The organism is Pseudoalteromonas sp. SCSIO 43201 (assembly GCF_023716725.1).
Lineage (GTDB): Bacteria > Pseudomonadota > Gammaproteobacteria > Enterobacterales > Alteromonadaceae > Pseudoalteromonas > Pseudoalteromonas peptidolytica.
Genome location: NZ_CP072683.1, coordinates 908,373 through 924,350, shown reverse-complemented (window position 1 = coordinate 924,350; position 15,978 = coordinate 908,373). Strand labels below are relative to the sequence as shown.

Annotated in this window: 13 protein-coding genes; 2 read left to right on the top strand and 11 right to left on the bottom strand. The window is 44.1% G+C overall.

Annotated elements, in window-relative coordinates; genetic code table 11:
• The first annotated feature begins 95 nt into the window (after positions 1-95).
• Together J8Z24_RS03935 and J8Z24_RS03930 are read left to right on the top strand one after the other, a co-directional pair.
• The gene (locus J8Z24_RS03935) at positions 96-731 is read left to right on the top strand and encodes an AhpA/YtjB family protein (RefSeq protein ID WP_252095305.1); all 636 of its coding nucleotides are present in this window, start codon (positions 96-98) and stop codon (positions 729-731) included.
• A 79-nt stretch (positions 732-810) separates the two neighbouring features.
• Positions 811-1,539: a thioesterase II family protein gene (locus J8Z24_RS03930; RefSeq protein ID WP_252095304.1), complete on the top strand. Its 729-nt coding sequence runs from the start codon at positions 811-813 to the stop codon at positions 1,537-1,539.
• 357 nt (positions 1,540-1,896) lie between these two features.
• Here the strand turns inward: J8Z24_RS03930 and J8Z24_RS03925 are convergent, their stop codons facing one another.
• From J8Z24_RS03925 to mshL, 11 genes are all read right to left on the bottom strand, one after another.
• Positions 1,897-2,700 carry a TatD family hydrolase gene (locus tag J8Z24_RS03925; RefSeq protein WP_252095303.1) on the bottom strand — a complete coding sequence of 268 codons (804 nt, stop codon included), beginning with the start codon at positions 2,698-2,700 and terminating at the stop codon, positions 1,897-1,899.
• Entirely contained in the window at positions 2,666-3,307 is a 642-nt protein-coding gene (gene pdxH / locus J8Z24_RS03920; RefSeq protein WP_206644506.1) for a pyridoxamine 5'-phosphate oxidase, read from the bottom strand. Before pdxH ends, J8Z24_RS03925 begins: the two co-directional genes overlap by 35 nt.
• Before the next feature lie 117 nt (positions 3,308-3,424).
• Complete coding sequence (argS, locus tag J8Z24_RS03915) at positions 3,425-5,167, bottom strand: arginine--tRNA ligase (protein ID WP_125250490.1); 1,743 nt, start codon at positions 5,165-5,167, stop codon at positions 3,425-3,427.
• A 24-nt stretch (positions 5,168-5,191) separates the two neighbouring features.
• The gene (gene prfC / locus J8Z24_RS03910) at positions 5,192-6,781 is read right to left on the bottom strand and encodes a peptide chain release factor 3 (protein ID WP_252095302.1); all 1,590 of its coding nucleotides are present in this window, start codon (positions 6,779-6,781) and stop codon (positions 5,192-5,194) included.
• A 158-nt stretch (positions 6,782-6,939) separates the two neighbouring features.
• Positions 6,940-7,890 carry a sensor domain-containing diguanylate cyclase gene (locus J8Z24_RS03905; RefSeq protein WP_252095301.1) on the bottom strand — a complete coding sequence of 317 codons (951 nt, stop codon included), beginning with the start codon at positions 7,888-7,890 and terminating at the stop codon, positions 6,940-6,942.
• 70 nt (positions 7,891-7,960) lie between these two features.
• The gene (locus J8Z24_RS03900) at positions 7,961-8,722 is read right to left on the bottom strand and encodes a hypothetical protein (RefSeq protein WP_252095300.1); all 762 of its coding nucleotides are present in this window, start codon (positions 8,720-8,722) and stop codon (positions 7,961-7,963) included.
• Positions 8,723-8,732: 10 nt separating this feature from the next.
• Positions 8,733-9,968, bottom strand: a complete 1,236-nt coding sequence (locus J8Z24_RS03895) for a type II secretion system F family protein (protein ID WP_128731865.1) — start codon at positions 9,966-9,968, stop codon at positions 8,733-8,735.
• Positions 9,968-11,626: a GspE/PulE family protein gene (locus tag J8Z24_RS03890; RefSeq protein WP_252095299.1), complete on the bottom strand. Its 1,659-nt coding sequence runs from the start codon at positions 11,624-11,626 to the stop codon at positions 9,968-9,970. The genes J8Z24_RS03895 and J8Z24_RS03890 overlap by 1 nt, the downstream gene beginning before the upstream one ends.
• Before the next feature lie 9 nt (positions 11,627-11,635).
• Positions 11,636-13,297, bottom strand: a complete 1,662-nt coding sequence (locus tag J8Z24_RS03885; RefSeq protein ID WP_252095298.1) for an ExeA family protein — start codon at positions 13,295-13,297, stop codon at positions 11,636-11,638.
• Positions 13,294-14,241 carry a tetratricopeptide repeat protein gene (locus J8Z24_RS03880; RefSeq protein ID WP_252095297.1) on the bottom strand — a complete coding sequence of 316 codons (948 nt, stop codon included), beginning with the start codon at positions 14,239-14,241 and terminating at the stop codon, positions 13,294-13,296. Before J8Z24_RS03880 ends, J8Z24_RS03885 begins: the two co-directional genes overlap by 4 nt.
• Positions 14,238-15,965: a pilus (MSHA type) biogenesis protein MshL gene (gene mshL / locus J8Z24_RS03875; protein WP_252095296.1), complete on the bottom strand. Its 1,728-nt coding sequence runs from the start codon at positions 15,963-15,965 to the stop codon at positions 14,238-14,240. The genes J8Z24_RS03880 and mshL overlap by 4 nt, the downstream gene beginning before the upstream one ends.
• Positions 15,966-15,978 lie beyond the last annotated feature (13 nt).

Genomic DNA, 15,978 nt, shown 5'->3' with positions numbered 1-15,978 from the left:
AAGTTGCTCCTTGATAGCGTTAAGGCGATTTTTAACACGATTGCGCTTAACTGTCAGTATCTATGCTCAGTAAAAGCAGGTAATATTTGATAAATATGAAAAATTTACATGTCCTAGAAGCCCTAAATTCATCTCGAGGACGCAGACTGTTGCGTTTGTGTATCGCCGCTATCTGCTTGGTTATGGTTACTTGGCTTGCTTTTAACACCAGCTTTGAATCGCATCGGTTATTGCACAATGGCGCTGACCTCACAGCGCGCAGCTTGACCAAGCAACTAGCAAAAAATGCTGCCTTACCACTTTCACGTAATGATTACCCAAGATTGAGTGCGCTCGCTAACCATTTAGCTGGTGATGACTTTGTTTTACAAGTTTCTATTTATGACTTTCAAGGACGCTTTGTTGTTGGTAATGACGGTAACACAGCGCCCATGCAGTACCAACAATTGCCTCAAACACTTCCAGGTTTAAGTAAAACAAAAAGTATTATTTCTGAACCAGTTTATACCCCAACAGGCCAACCATTGGGCTTTGTTAACATGGTATATTTAACCGAAGCTGCGATGTCACAAAGCCATGCTCACTTTCATGAGCTAGGCAGAGTGGTGTTACTCATGTTGATTATCACGATGGTATTTACGTGGCAAATTGGTAGGGGATTAAAAGGTTGGGAAGTCAAACGCAAAATTCGCAAGAAAGTAAAAACACTTGGGTCGCCAAATCGACATTGATTCAAGGCTAACACTATTACTATTGTAAATAACTTGATAATATCAATGGTAATTTATATAAATTCCAAAGACAAAGGATATGAACAATAAACTTTTTATCATTCCAAAACCAAACCCGAATGCCACTCTAAGGCTATTTTGCTTTCCTTATGCGGGAGGCTCTTCCACGATTTTTACCCCGTGGATTGAACGGGCTAATACCCATATAGAACTGGTCTTTGTGCAATTGCCAGGTAGAGGGGCGAGACTCATGGAGCCTGCTATCGATAATATGCCTGAAGTGATAGAGGAGCTATTACTGTATAAAGACTTTATTACCAGTAAGCCCTACGCGTTTTTTGGTCACAGTCTTGGTAGTCGTATTTCTTATGCTCTCGCTTGCGAGCTACACACTTTGGGGCTTCCTTTACCTAGTAAAGTCTTTGCCTCTGCCAGCCGAGCACCACACTGCACATCGAATAAAAAATATTTACATGACCTTCCTCATGATGCCTTTATAGCAAAGTTACGCGATTTAAATGGCACACCGAAAGAGGTACTAGACAATGCTGAGTTGATGGAATTGTTAATTCCACTTCTGCGAGCAGATTTCAAGATTGCCGATACCTATGTTGCCGAGCAACGCGCCCTCCCAACTCCTATTCACGTATTTCACGGTGTAGAGGATGAGATTTTAGATGAACATATTTTGGCTTGGCAAGCGCTCACCGCTCAACCTTGTACCTACAAATATTTTGACGGTGGACACTTTTTTATCCATCAATATGGCAAGGAGATGATTAATATCATCAACCAGCAATTAACATAACCATCACGGTTTGATGCGTGGCGTAAAAGTTGCAGTCAACAACGGCGCTTTTACCTCTTATTTATTGCTGATAAGGATGTTTTATACCGTCACAAAGAGTACGTTTGCCCGATAACCTGACCCCGTATATATTTGCTGTGAATGCCTATCGTAATGGGTATTTATACCAATTTGACTTAATACTTGCTCAATTTGAAGGAGTAAATCTGACGCTAACAGCGTTAAAAATTTCTCATTTAGAACAACTAAATAGCAAAATTTTTGCCTAGTTATCGACAAGATTTTCTCGCCTCAAAATAGACCATTTAATTAAGCAAATTGGTATTACAGCATCAACCTTGGTTTATGCCAGTATTGTCAACTTATACCAAATAACTGTTTGGTATTTTGATAAAGCATGGCACCCAACAAGTTTGGTGTTTCAGGGCGGTATTCACAGAGCTTTTCAAATACTTCAACTACGCGCTTGGGCGTATTGACCTTTCCTTGATACCCATTCAGCGGCATGGATGGAGCATCGGTTTCTAGTACTAAGCTTTCAAGTGGCAATTGTGAGATGATCTGTGCTGTTTTTTCACCCCTTGGATAGGTGATAGTCCCTCCAACTCCAAGCTTAAAACCCTGACTGATATAATATTCAGCTTGTTGTTTTGAGCCTGAGAAAGCATGGATCACCCCACCAAATTTTGGCTTAATGCGCTTAAACACTGCGGCTATCAGATGATGACTCTTACGGTGGTGGACAATAAGTGGCAACTCAAGCAAATTACTCAGCCTAACATGCGCTTCAAAAAGCGAAACTTGCTGCGCTAGCGCTTCACAAGTAGCGTCTATGCCACACTCTCCAATGGCACACAGCTGTGCACGGTTAAGCTTGGCGTGCTGGGCAAGTTTTGCCATATCACCTTCGTGGTATTTGTCGATAAAATAAGGATGCAGACCCGCTGCAATCGCGCATTCCGGGTGATCAGTTTTAAATTCAAGCAGTCGTTGCGACTGAGTAAGCGTAACACCTGGTACTATAAAACGTTCAACCCCCGCGCTTTGGGCGGCTTTTATATGCGTGGCTAAGCCCGCTGCCAACTCACTAAAATCAAGGTGGCAGTGGCTATCTATAAAAGCAAGTTTATGGGTTAAGTCGCTCAATTTCCCAGCTGCCATCAGCTTGTTTCACATACATAAAACGGTCATGAAGGCGGTGCTCTCCCCCTTGCCAAAACTCAATTTTGGTGGGCACAACACAGTAACCGCCCCAAAAATCAGGAAGTGGTATTTCGCCTTTGGCAAACTTGTCTTTCATGCTACTAAAGGTTTGCATTAATGCTTGACGCGATGAGACCGGGCGTGATTGTTGAGACGCCCATGCAGCAAGCTGGCTTTCTTTAGGCCGTGACAAAAAATACTTGGCAACACGGCTAGTTGGCAATGGTTGTGCTTCCCCATAAACAATTACCTGACGCTCAATCTCATGCCATGGGAAATGCAAACAGATCTTGTTGTTTTGTTTTAGCTCTTGCGCCTTTCTTGAGCCGGTATTAGTAAAGAAGACAAAGCCATTTTCATCAACATGTTTGAGCAATACTATGCGCTGAGATGGCTGCCCATCTTCATCTACAGTTGCAACTACCATCGCTGTCGGATCTGCAAATTTAGCTTCAATTGCCTGCTCAAGCCACAGTTCAAATTGCGCGACTGGCGTGTCCTTTAGCATCTCACGACGCAAACCATCTTTGGTGTACTCTCTACGAATATCTTCAAGTTTCATCACAATTTCCTTAATAATACCGATTTCACCTACTTTTTGCTTATCATGAAGAAGCTAATTGGTATAAAAAAGCCGCTATAAAGCGGCTTCTAGTATACCTTAATGCAAGTTAAAACGAACTTACATTTGCTCCATCACTTCAATACCTAGCAAGTCTAGACCTGTTTTCAGTGAATTAGCTACTAGATTACAAAGCAACAGACGGCTTTCGCGTACTTCTGCTGCCACGTCCTCTTTCAAAATTGGGCACGCTTCATAGAATGTCATATACAAGCTGGCAAGCTCATATAAGTAGCTACATAGTACGTGTGGAGTCGCTTCGCTGATCATCAGATCAAGCACTTCTTCAAGTTGCAATAGTTTAAGCGCAAGTGCCTTTTCCTGCGGCTCTTGAATTTGGATGCGACCAGTTAGACTTGTGCTATCGACATTTGCTTTGCGGAAGATACTGCGAACGCGAGTGTAAGCATACTGTAAGTAAGGCGCTGTTGCCCCTTCAAAGCTCAGCATTGTATCCCAGTTAAAGATATAGTCGCTGGTTCTATGCTTTGATAAGTCAGCATATTTCACCGCACCGATCCCTACCTTACGAGCGATTTCTTGGCGTGCTTCATCTGATAAATCAGAGGCTCTGTCAGCAAGCTTTTCCGTTGCTCGGCTTACCGCTTCATCGAGTAAATCCGATAGCTTAACGGTGCCACCGGTACGGGTTTTAAATGGTTTACCATCGTTACCCATCATAGTACCGAACAAGCTTGGCTCATAGCTGGTTTTATCTTTAAGTAGCCCAGCTTTACGTGCAGTGATCTCAACTTGGTTAAAGTGTAACCCTTGACGCGCATCAACAAAAATTAGGATGCGGTCAACATCTAGCTCATTTGAGCGGTAATCACAGGCGGCAAGATCAGTGGTTGAATATAAGAAGCCACCACCTGATTTTTGCACGATAAACACAGAAGGTTCACCGTCTTTATTTGCTAGTTCATCAAGGAATACGACTTGAGCGCCCTGATCTTCTACTGCAATGCCTTTCTCTTTTAGTAGCGTAATAACACCTGCAAGACGGTCGTTGTAGGCACTTTCTGCCATGATGTCATCACGCGTTAGCGTAACATTTAACTTGCCGTATACTTCTTCTGAGTGCTTAACAGACGTGTCGATAAACATTTGCCATAGCTTTTTACAATGTGCATCACCACTTTGTAGTTTGACTACATAATCACGAGCTTTATCGGCAAAACCTGCTTCGTCATCAAAACGCTTTTTAGCATCACGATAGAAGCTTTCTAAATCGGCAAGTGCGACATTTTCCAGATCAACGCCTTGGTTTAACAAATCTTCTAAGTGCGCGATTAGCATACCGAACTGGGTACCCCAGTCGCCCATGTGGTTTTGGCGAATAACGGTATCACCACGGAACTCAAGGGCGCGTACAACGGCATCACCAATAATAGTTGAGCGCAGGTGACCAACGTGCATCTCTTTGGCCAGGTTTGGCGAAGAAAAGTCCACAACGACTTTGTCAGGTGTCGCATGCTCTGCAACCCCTAGCTTGGCATCCGTATTTGCCGCTTCAAGGCTTGTAGCTAAAAACTCAGGTTTGAGGTGAATATTAATAAAACCTGGGCCTGCTATTTCTGTTTTATCCGCAAGATCTGTAACGTCTAAGTTATCGATTATTTTTTGCGCCAGTTCTCGTGGGTTGGTTTTTAATGCTTTTGCAGCTCCCATTGCACCGTTAATTTGGTAATCACCAAACTGTGGACGCGTGCTTTGTGTTACCGCAGGGTTTGTACCTTCAGGGATACCAGCCGCTTGCATCGCTGCATTGGCCTTTTCAATTAAAATACTTTTAATGTTCATTTGTTTTCCTTTAATGCGCAGCGATTAGTGTTCACGAGTTTCATGGAACTTCACGTCAGGGTAACGCTCCATAGATAAATTCAGATTTACGCGACTTGGAGCGATGTACGTGAGGTTGTCACCACCATCTAATGCTAAGTTTTGTTCACACTTACGACGGAACTCAGCCATTTTCTTCTCATCATCACAGCTTACCCAGCGTGCTGTTTGTACTGTTACGCTCTCGTAAATCGCATCAACGTTATACTCAGACTTCAAACGCGCTACAACCACGTCAAACTGCAGCACACCAACCGCGCCAACAATCAAGTCGTTGTTGATAAGCGGTCTAAACACCTGTACAGCACCCTCTTCAGAAAGCTGCACTAAACCTTTGAGTAGCTGTTTTTGCTTCAATGGATCTTTTAGGCGAATACGGCGGAATAACTCCGGTGCAAAGTTTGGAATACCACTAAATTTAAGCGTTTCCCCTTGGGTAAAGGTATCACCGATTTGAATTGTGCCATGGTTATGTAGACCGATAATATCACCCGCGAAGGCTTCTTGGGCACGCTCACGGTCACCTGCCATAAAGGTTACCGCATCTGCAATACTGATTTGTTTGCCAATACGCACATGATTCATTTTCATGCCTTGAGTATATTTACCCGACACAATTCGCATAAAGGCAATACGGTCACGGTGTTTTGGATCCATATTTGCTTGGATCTTAAACACGAAACCAGAGAACTTTTCTTCGTCCGCTTTTACTTCACGTTCATCTGTTTGACGCGGCAGTGGCGTAGGTGCCCACTCGGTTAAGCCATCAAGCATGTGGTCAACACCAAAGTTACCCAGTGCCGTACCAAAGAACACTGGAGTGAGTTCGCCCGTTAAAAACAGTTCTTGGTCAAATTCGTGTGAAGCACCCATGACCAGCTCAAGCTCTTCTCGCAGCTGCTCTGCGAGGCTTTCACCTACAGCCGCATCAAGTTCGCTGTTATTAAGCCCTTTGATGATGCGCTTGTCTTGAATTGTATGTCCTTGACCAGTTTGGTACAAAATCGTTTCATCACGGTGAATGTGATATACACCTTTAAACTCTTTACCACAGCCAATTGGCCAAGTAACTGGCGCACACATGATGTTCAGCTCGGTTTCTACTTCATCAAGTAGCTCCATCGGGTCACGAATATCACGGTCCAACTTGTTCATAAAGGTAACAATTGGCGTGTCACGTAAACGCGTAACTTCCATTAATTTACGAGTACGATCCTCTACACCTTTTGCCGCATCGATCACCATCAAACATGAGTCAACCGCAGTTAACGTACGATACGTATCTTCCGAGAAGTCTTCGTGCCCAGGAGTATCCAATAGGTTGACTAAGGCATCATTATACGGAAACTGCATCACGGAAGTGGTTACCGAGATACCACGTTCTTTTTCCATTTCCATCCAGTCAGACTTGGCGTGTTGGTTTGAACCTCGGCCTTTAACTGTGCCTGCTTTTTGTAACGCCTTTCCGAATAAAAGTACTTTTTCGGTAATGGTGGTTTTACCCGCATCAGGGTGTGAAATGATCGCGAAAGTGCGTCTGCGCGACACTTCCTGCAAGATACTCATATTTGACATTGAAATTCTACTTATGGCATTGGTAACCGAACCAAAACTCGGCCACGCTAAATTCGAACAAAGATTGCTATATTCTCTCTGATCTTGGCCATTTTAACAACTTGATGACCATAATTTTCACAGTAAAAATCCATCATCTCAACCCAAGCCACTGTGCACTAGCGTGGCTTTTGTTGATACATTTGCTTGTCGGCACGTGAGAACAAGCTCGCCATGCTTTCAAATTTACTGTCGCACTTGGCGAATCCCGCCGAAAAGCCACACTTGGGTAACTGCTGTGCCTTTAATGCTTGGTAAAATGCAGCTTCGCTTTGATAAATAAAGTCTTGGACGTCATCTTCATTGACCCGTTGCACCATAGCAATAAATTCATCGCCACCATAGCGCCCAATGATGTCATCTTCACCGCTTATTTCCTTCAGCGCTTTACCTAAGCATTGCAATACTTGGTCGCCAACTTCATGACCATAACTGTCGTTGATGGGTTTGAATCCATCCAAATCTAAAAAAATACAGTATAACGACGCGCCAAGCTTAAATGCTATGTCACGTTTATGTTCACCGAGCAGTTCCGTCGCTCGACGATTTAACACTTCGGTTAAAGGGTCTTGCATCGCAATCGCTTTGATTTTGCTGTAACGCTCAATCATGACGAGGTCATCTTCGAGCATATCGCGCAGGTGCTCAACACATTCAATCATTGATGGAGCATAATCGGTTGGCTTAAAGTCCATTACACATAAAGTGCCGAATGACTTACCATTCGGCCAGTGAATGGGCACGCCTAAATAAGATTCAAAGCCATCTTCGGCGACTTCCGGATTATCATCCCATTTGGCATTGCAGCTGGCATGTTGCTCGTAAAGATTGCGATTGTTAGCCAAGACATGCTTACAAAATATATTGGTTTCTTGGGGAATAAAGCCACCAGCAGGATAAGGGTTTTGCGCTTGAGTACTGGAAATCATGACGGTAAACCCGTCTTGTTTTTTTTGTACCACAAATGCTGCAGGCGCTGAGAGTATTTTCGCTAACAAGTCGACTGTTTTTTGCCACTTGACTAACGCCTCTTGCGTTGTATCACGTTTAAATAAATCTGAGTAGGGCACACAGTTGCCTTGCTAAAAACCACGGTGCCCTTAATAATAATTCGCTTAAAATAAATTTCAATTGTACGGTTTACTTCCGTGACAAAGCAGGAATATCCATCATATTTTTATAGCTTGGATCGATACTAAATTGCTTAGCTGGAAATTTCACTTCTTTCACCCGCACAAACTGTGACGATGATTGCTGTCCAGGTAGGCTACCCAAAGGTGAAACATCAATACTGATCTTATTCTCAAGCGTGGGCATGGTATAACCAGAGAGGCTACCAACGTACTGTTGATAGCGATTAAACACAGCGGCATGTTGAGCTGATAAGCCAATATCGGCGATGTCAGCAAAGCACACTTGTTGCTGTAGCATGGCCACGCTAAACTCATAAAGCTCACAACTGATACCATTAATCCGTGCACGCTGGTTTAGCTTTTTTAATTGATTATTGCCATTGCTCTTAAGCTGTTTGATTTGTTGCTCAGCCATGCGCAGCGCACTTTTTGCCGTTTCAAGATGAGCTACATTCTTTAACCCCTCTTGGCTTTGTAATTTTTTTAACTCAGCCTCTTGCTTTGTCAACAAAGCAGACAAGTCACCAAACATGTTATTGCTCATTTCCATGTAGCTTTTTGACGTTGGTGTAACGACATATAGTTTGTTTTTCAAGGCATCAAATAGCTGATACTGTGCTGCGTTATCCATACGCATGGTATGGCCTTTAATCTTGAAGCTTTGCTGCCCAAGACCGGACTTGAATACTAGCTCCACTTCCGCTTGCGCTACCCCTGAAAGGACCACTAATGACGCTGCAACCACAGTTTTAAACTTTAATAAATTCATAGTACTAAACTCAGAAATTACCGATATTGCCGATTAGGTTATAAATTGGCAGGAATAGCGCGCCGATAATGAATATCATAAATCCTCCCACTAAAAAAATTGCCACAGGTTCAACTAAGGTTTTTAGTTTATCTATGGTGTCATTAACACGGGTTGTATATTCATCAGAGATAAACCGCGCTTGATCTTCAAGCTTACCGCTGCGCTCACCTGTCATCAGCATCCTGATGATAAAGTTAGGGTACGACTTAGTTCGTTTAAATTCATCAGACAAGCTATTACCTTTGGCGACCCCTTGTTGAATCAGTTTTATATTTTCTTTATAAACTTCGTTGGGTACCGCCGCGGCAATTACTCCAAGAGATTTGTAGATATCCACTCCTGAGCGCACCAACAGCGAAAAGTATTCAAACACAAAGGCCATATTTGAATAACGGATCAATTTACCAACAACGGGGATCTTAAGTGCGAGCTTTGAAACCCAATATTTAAACCCTCGATGTTTTTTATAAGCCACCGAAATCAGAAAAAACACTGCGATAATTGCCGCGATGTAATAAAGCGTGTCATGACGCAGTGAATCCGAGATATTCATCACCATCAGCGTAATGGCAGGCAGCTCAACTTGCATTTGCTGATATAGCTCTGTCATAGATGGGACGGTGTAATACATCCAAAACACACAGGCCAGTAAAGTTGCGAATAACACCACAACTGGATAGATCAGTGCTTTTTTCACATCCACATTAATACGACCAATACGATTAATATGTTCCGCCGCATTTAGCAATGTTTGGTCGAGTAAGCCAGTTTCTTCACCAATACGGCACAGATATAGCACTGAGTCAGGAAATACTTCGCCTTGCTTTTCCATTGCGGATGACAAACTGTTGCCAGACTCTAATGCCATTCTTAATTCATCCGCAATAGTTCTAAGCGCTGGGTTTTCCGCATATTCAGCAGCATCTTGAAGTGCACTAATAATAGGAATACCGGCTTTAAGCATAACCGCGATGTTTCGCAAAAAGTCTGCAATTTCCGACTTTTTAATTTTGCGCTTTGTCGACCAGTTTGATAGCGCATAAAAAGGTTGCCATACTGCGTTTACCGGCTCTAATGCAATAACGGCACAGCCCTTTCGTTCGTAATATTCATGGGCAGAAATTGGGTTATCAAAAGGCAGCTCAGCCACCCCTTTCATTGCTTGGCCATCGCGGTCAATGACTTTATATTTAAATAACGCCATTAGTTGTACTCCACTTCTTTAGCAACTAAGTTTTGCAGCTCATCAACCGTCGTCGTACCATTTAACACTAAGCTAGTAGCAACACTGTGCATAGACACGTAGTTACCCGCTTTTGCATGTGCATATAGCTCTGACACTGGCTTATTTAACTCAATGAGGTGACATAGAGGTTTGTCTACTGACATAATTTCATAGACAGGCACACGTCCCAAGAAACCAGTATGGCCACATGCCTCACATCCGACACCTTTTGTCAGTACCACGGGCTTATCCAGACCCAAGTATTGCATTTCTTCTGCTGTGCTTTGGACTTCTTCGCTACAGTGGCGGCAATTTTTTCTCACCAAACGCTGAGATACCACGCCGACGAGAGAGTCAGCAATCATGTGGTTACTCACATCAAGTGAGCGCAATCTTGGGATTACTCCCATCACGTCATTGGTGTGTAATGTTGATAATACCAAGTGACCGGTTTCAGCCGCGGTCACAGCGGTATGCGCGGTCTCATTATCACGGATCTCACCGACTAAAATGACATCCGGGTCATGGCGGAGGAAGTGTCTGATTGCATCAGCAAAGCCATACCCGGCTTTTTCATTGACCTGAGTTTGTCTCGCCAGTGGTAAACGGTACTCTATCGGATCTTCAACCGTGACAATATTCTTCTTGAGCATATCTAAACTGCTCAAGCCAGCATGCAGCGTAGTGGTTTTACCCGAGCCGGTTGGACCGGTAAGTAAGATAATTCCAGAAGGCTTGTTAAACATACTTTCAATTAACCCAAGGTGCTCAGGTAAAAAGCCCAGTTGTGACAAACTACGCAGTTCCACCTCTCTTGGTAAAATACGCGCCACTAAGTTTTCTCCGTAAGGACACCCAAGCGTCGATACACGGATATCATAACTCAAGCCATTCACCACAACTTCAAAGCTGCCATCTTGCGGTAAACGCTGCTCAGCAATATCCATTGATGCACGCATTTTTATCGTTGAGGTTAAGCGGCTGAGCTCTTTAGGTAATGCAAATGCTGAGCGCATTACCCCGTCAACACGAAATGCCACACTAATGCTTTTTTCCATTGGTCGGATATGAATATCCGTCGCCCGTTTTTTAACCGCAAAACGTAGAATGTTAGTTAGCAACGTGTCTAGCGTGCGCACAGACTCTTTATCGGCAATAAGGTGGTCGATTTCGTCTTGGAGAATCTTTTCTACTGGGTTATTCAGGTAAAAGTAGTGGTTATGTAACAGCTTTTGGATCACCCCCTTTTCTGCAAGGTGGATGTCTAAATGTAGTTGGCAATATTTGTATACAAGCGCCCGTAGACCGTCTATGTTCTCATTACTCGTTGCAATCGTTAGGGTGCGCTCATCACATTTTAGTGGAATAAACTGGCTACCTTTACATAAGTTAAAATTGAACTTTTTTAATGCTTCAGGTTCAGGGATATAGTGAGCTAGGTCAATATAAGGTAGCTTTAGTAATGTTGCCAGTTGTTGAGCCAGCGCACGCTGACTTACAAAGCCATTACGCTCTAGTACTTCACTTAACTTTTCGCCAGTGATCACCTGCTCTTGCAGCGCAAAATCGATTTCATCCTGTTTAATAGCCCCTGCACTGAGTAATAATTCCGCTAGGGTCTTCATTTCTTGTGTCATGAAAAATCTCTAAATTCTAAAAAATTGAATATGATAAAGTGCAAACAAGGTTGCTTGATCTAAACTGGCTGTGGCTGGTAGCCCCAATACAAACTGTAACTTCTTAATCGCCCCAAGTGTTTGTACGCCCAACATGCCGTCAATGTCTCCACCGTACAAACCTGCGTTTGCCAGTGCCATTTGCATGTTGCTCAACTCCCCTTGCAGCGAAGACAAACCTGACCAGGTAAAAATACACTCGTGTTTAACGGCAAAGCACACTGCTTGCCCTTGCTCAGAAACGGCATGTAGAGGAAATGACACCACCTGTAAGTTACCGCTACGCTGCAACCAATTGATGATAATGGTGCTATTTTGCGCAGCCAGCGCTGCCAACACGTCCTCTTTTGCGTAAAACTGCCACAGTGATGATGCTTCCTGTTCCGGTAGTAAACGCTGCGTGAGTTCTTGTAGCGCACGCTCAGCTCTCTCATTCTTAGACGTTGTTGTAGTGCCATTACCTGCTGTGGTGGGAGTAATATCAATGACTGCTGGCGCAGCATCAGTGACCATGCTCACCTGCGGCGCTGGTTTCACCTCAGGCTTGTTAATCGATAGGGAAACCGGCTCAAGCTCGCTTACTGTTGTATTGGTGGAGTCTGAAGGCGCTTCGCTTTGTGTTTCTCTTGACGTGATTGGTTGCTCCGCACTACTTTGCAGCCAATCATCGTAGTGGCCTTTGACCTTATCAACCACAGCAAACTTGCTCGCCAAAAAGGCAGCTGAAACCATCATTGTGATGTAAATACAGCCAAAGATTATCTTTTTTTGGCTGCTGCGATAATAAAAAAACGCTTCACCGACATCGACAATCGCAAGTCGAATAATATCGCGACTGACCACTGACGTTTGCTTAGCCGCCAACACAATCAGTACTCTATCCATTAATAGGTTTACTAATCTCGGCACCCCGCGGGTTGCTCGGTATATCAAGGTCAAAGCTAAGCGAGATACTTGAAGTGCATCATACCCTGACGCTTGGGTTTTATATTTAATATATTGCGCCATTTGAGCCTTAGATAACGGCAAAAACTGACGAGATAACGCAATACGACTTTTAAGTTGTCGCATCGACTTAGTATTCAGCGTGTCTTGTAACTCTGGTTGTCCCAACAGCACTATTTGTAGTAATTTTTCGGAACTGGTTTCGAAGCTGGTTAGCAACCGGATCAACTCTAGGCTCGCGGCTGACAGATTTTGTGCATCGTCAATCACAACGACAGAAGTCACGGCATTCTTTTTATTTGATAGTAAAAAGTGATTAAGTTGATGTAGTAACTCCGGCATCTCTTTTGAGCATGGCGTTAAACCAAAATCCACAATGATTTGCTCAAGTAAAGCAGTTTCTTGCACCACACTATTGAGCACCAGCGCCGTTGCCGCTTGCAAAGTGGCAAGCTCTTGGAGTAACACTCGACTAAAGGTCGACTTACCCAATCCCACTTCACCTGTGATCACCACAAAACCACGTCGCTGATTGAGCGTAAACAAAACTTCATGCAATAATGCTTGCAGAGTATCGTGCATGTAATAATGATTACCATCGGGTACCGCCGGAAACGGGTGATGTGTCATCCCGAGGCGCTCTATATGATGATCCATCGCTGGCATGGGAAACTGCAATCGTGTCATGATGATACTTGAAGAGACTGTAGATAACGCAAACGCGACAATAAACCGCGCGCGCGGTTTTGCAAGGTTATTTCCTTGAACCCTTGCTCTAGTAAGGCTCGAGCCTCGTCATACGACTTGAGCTGCATCTGGCAAACGGCAAGGTTCATTCTTGACTGTTCATCTGTTGGCACTAAATAAATCGCTTTTTGCCAGTAGCTAATTGCCTGCTGATAATTTGCCTGCTGCATATACATATATGCCCACGCCTTGGTAATAAATGGGCTCGTTGCTGATAAATCAGCATCATACTCTTGCAGTAGTATGCTTAGTTTTTCCCAATCTTGTAATTGCATCGCACGGCGAATATCGCCAAAACGCTGAGCGAGTGACTGTTTTGCTTGAGCCTTGATATTTAAATCAATTCTCACCTCAGGCTTCACTGAAATAGCCGTCTCTACCACCTCTGTTTGTGCTCTAGTATTGGCATTTTGAGGTTGCTGCGCATCAATATCTGACACGTCGGTGTCAACCGTGCTCACCGCTAGACGTGGTGTTTTTGGCTCAGCAAGCGCGGCAACTTGCTCTACGTTTTTTTCCGCTTGTTGAGACTCCAACACAGGCGCACTCGAAGGCGATTCAGTTTGCAACGGCAACTCTTGCGCGTCATCTGTTGTTACTGCATTCGCATCACTCGGCTGCACCACTATCAAGGGGTCAGCTTTAGCACCATACTCCCTTGACCGTTGCGTGTCTTCCCTCACCTTGGTATCTGCTGTCGTGGCAGCAGGCACCAAACTGGTACTCTGCCAATCCCAAAGTATATACGCCGCGCCTAGTGCCCCTACTACGCAAACAGGCACTAGCGCTTTGGTAAAGCGAGTGTTGGTCGTTGAGGACAAAGCTGCTGGCGTCGACGATGACGTTGACTCCAGCGCTTTGAGTGAATCAAAAATTAGACTCAAATCAGGTTAACCTTTAGTACTAGCACCAGCTCACGAACTCCTGTGCCGTTGCTCTTTTTCTTAAACAAGTTACCAAGTACTGGTAAGCTGCCTAGCACTGGAACTTCTGATTCGTTACGGAAGTCTGATTGATCAATCAAACCACCCATAATGATTGTGTTACCATTTTTCACCTGTAGCTGAGTCGACATCGACTTTAATTCAACCTCAGGCAGGGTCACTTTCACATCAGCACCCGCTTCTACTAAACCGAGGCTCAACGGATTTACTTTGCTTTGTACAGGGTGGATAGACAGGTTGATATCACCATTTTTTGCAATGAATGGCACCACACCAACCATTAAACCATCAAATACTTGGCGCGTTTGAACTTCCTGAGTAGTCGAAAGCCCTGTACCCGTACCATTCGTCGTGATACGCGTGTCTGAAATATACGTTGATGATGTACCCACACTGATGATCGCAGGCTGGCCATGCTTCGCACGAATTGTCGGGTTAGATAGCACGCCAACATCGCCGTATTTTTGCATCATATCAATCGCAACTAATGTACTGCCCGTTGATTTGTGGAAAGAAAAGTCTGAAGTACCAGAGCCGCCCATTGGTGGGGTCGTTAACGTAATACCACGCGCACCTTGAGAAAGGTTACCAAACGTGCCAACCGCTTCTGATACACTGCGGGTACCTGCCGAGAAAGCACTCGAAATATCATCACGTAAAATACTCCAATCTACTCCCCAGCGGAAATCATCACTAAGGTTGACTTCAATGATCTGTGCTTCTATTAGTAATTGACCGCTATGAATTTGCTCATAGTTGTTCACCAGTGTTTTAACCGTTTTCATCACTGACGGCTTTGCTCTTACAAATAGCGTACCTGTGGTGCGATTGAGTGAGTACATTGCAAGGTCGTTGCGCACGGCACTACCAAGGCGAGATAGCTTGCCTACTTCAGCCATGGTGCTTGCTCCAGCAATCGTACCTGCAAGAATATCACTGCTGTTACTACCAACGAGCTTTTGCAACATGTTCTCTAGGGCGTCATAGGGGTTTGAGTTTGGCATTGCAACGCCAGAAATTGAAAATTCACCTTTGATCTGGTTGTTGCCAGAGCCACTTGAACCGCCATTTTGACCGCCATTACTGCTGCCACCCAACACGTCGCCGCCAGTGGCAAAAGTACTTTCTACGTCAGACTCCATAAACGCTAAGTTAAATACCGCGTCTTCCATCGGGTTGACGATGATAGTATTGTTTTCAATAGCGCCAGAAACATCTGCGATACGCATGATTTGATCAAACACCATAGACGCACTCACGTCTTTAAACTCCATGCTAATTGAGTAATCAGCGTTGAGTAGGTTTGGATGTACCAATAAGTTCAATCCAGTTTGACCTGCAAATACTTTCAGCACTTGGTGCAGTGCCGCATTCTCAACCGACAAAGTAACCTTAACTTCATCGAGTGGGTTAAACTCAGGTACTTCTACTATGCTTTGTGTTGCTTCATCTAATGCTTGTGTTTCTAGGCTTGCTCTTAGCTTCTGCATACGCTCCCAAGCGCTGCGAGACTGTTCTGCGATCAGCTCATGTGCTTCAGGCTGCTCTTTATGATAAGACTTGCTAAGGTCGACTTGATGACGTGGCGCATTGGCAGTACATCCTGCTAACACAAACGTAGCGGATATCATGGTCATTTTTATAGCAGAATGAGTTAACTTCATAAAATTCTCGTTA

Excerpts from the sequence above, each read along its gene's own strand:
- argS (WP_125250490.1), bottom strand. The coding sequence starts at position 5,167 with ATGAACATTAAAAGTATTTTAATTGAAAAGGCCAATGCAGCGATGCAA.
- J8Z24_RS03935 (WP_252095305.1), top strand. The coding sequence starts at position 96 with ATGAAAAATTTACATGTCCTAGAAGCCCTAAATTCATCTCGAGGACGC.
- J8Z24_RS03895 (WP_128731865.1), bottom strand. The coding sequence starts at position 9,968 with ATGGCGTTATTTAAATATAAAGTCATTGACCGCGATGGCCAAGCAATG.
- J8Z24_RS03925 (WP_252095303.1), bottom strand. The coding sequence starts at position 2,700 with ATGGCAGCTGGGAAATTGAGCGACTTAACCCATAAACTTGCTTTTATA.
- J8Z24_RS03890 (WP_252095299.1), bottom strand. The coding sequence starts at position 11,626 with ATGACACAAGAAATGAAGACCCTAGCGGAATTATTACTCAGTGCAGGG.
- mshL (WP_252095296.1), bottom strand. The coding sequence starts at position 15,965 with ATGAAGTTAACTCATTCTGCTATAAAAATGACCATGATATCCGCTACG.
- J8Z24_RS03885 (WP_252095298.1), bottom strand. The coding sequence starts at position 13,297 with ATGACACGATTGCAGTTTCCCATGCCAGCGATGGATCATCATATAGAG.
- J8Z24_RS03930 (WP_252095304.1), top strand. The coding sequence starts at position 811 with ATGAACAATAAACTTTTTATCATTCCAAAACCAAACCCGAATGCCACT.
- prfC (WP_252095302.1), bottom strand. The coding sequence starts at position 6,781 with ATGTCAAATATGAGTATCTTGCAGGAAGTGTCGCGCAGACGCACTTTC.
- J8Z24_RS03900 (WP_252095300.1), bottom strand. The coding sequence starts at position 8,722 with ATGAATTTATTAAAGTTTAAAACTGTGGTTGCAGCGTCATTAGTGGTC.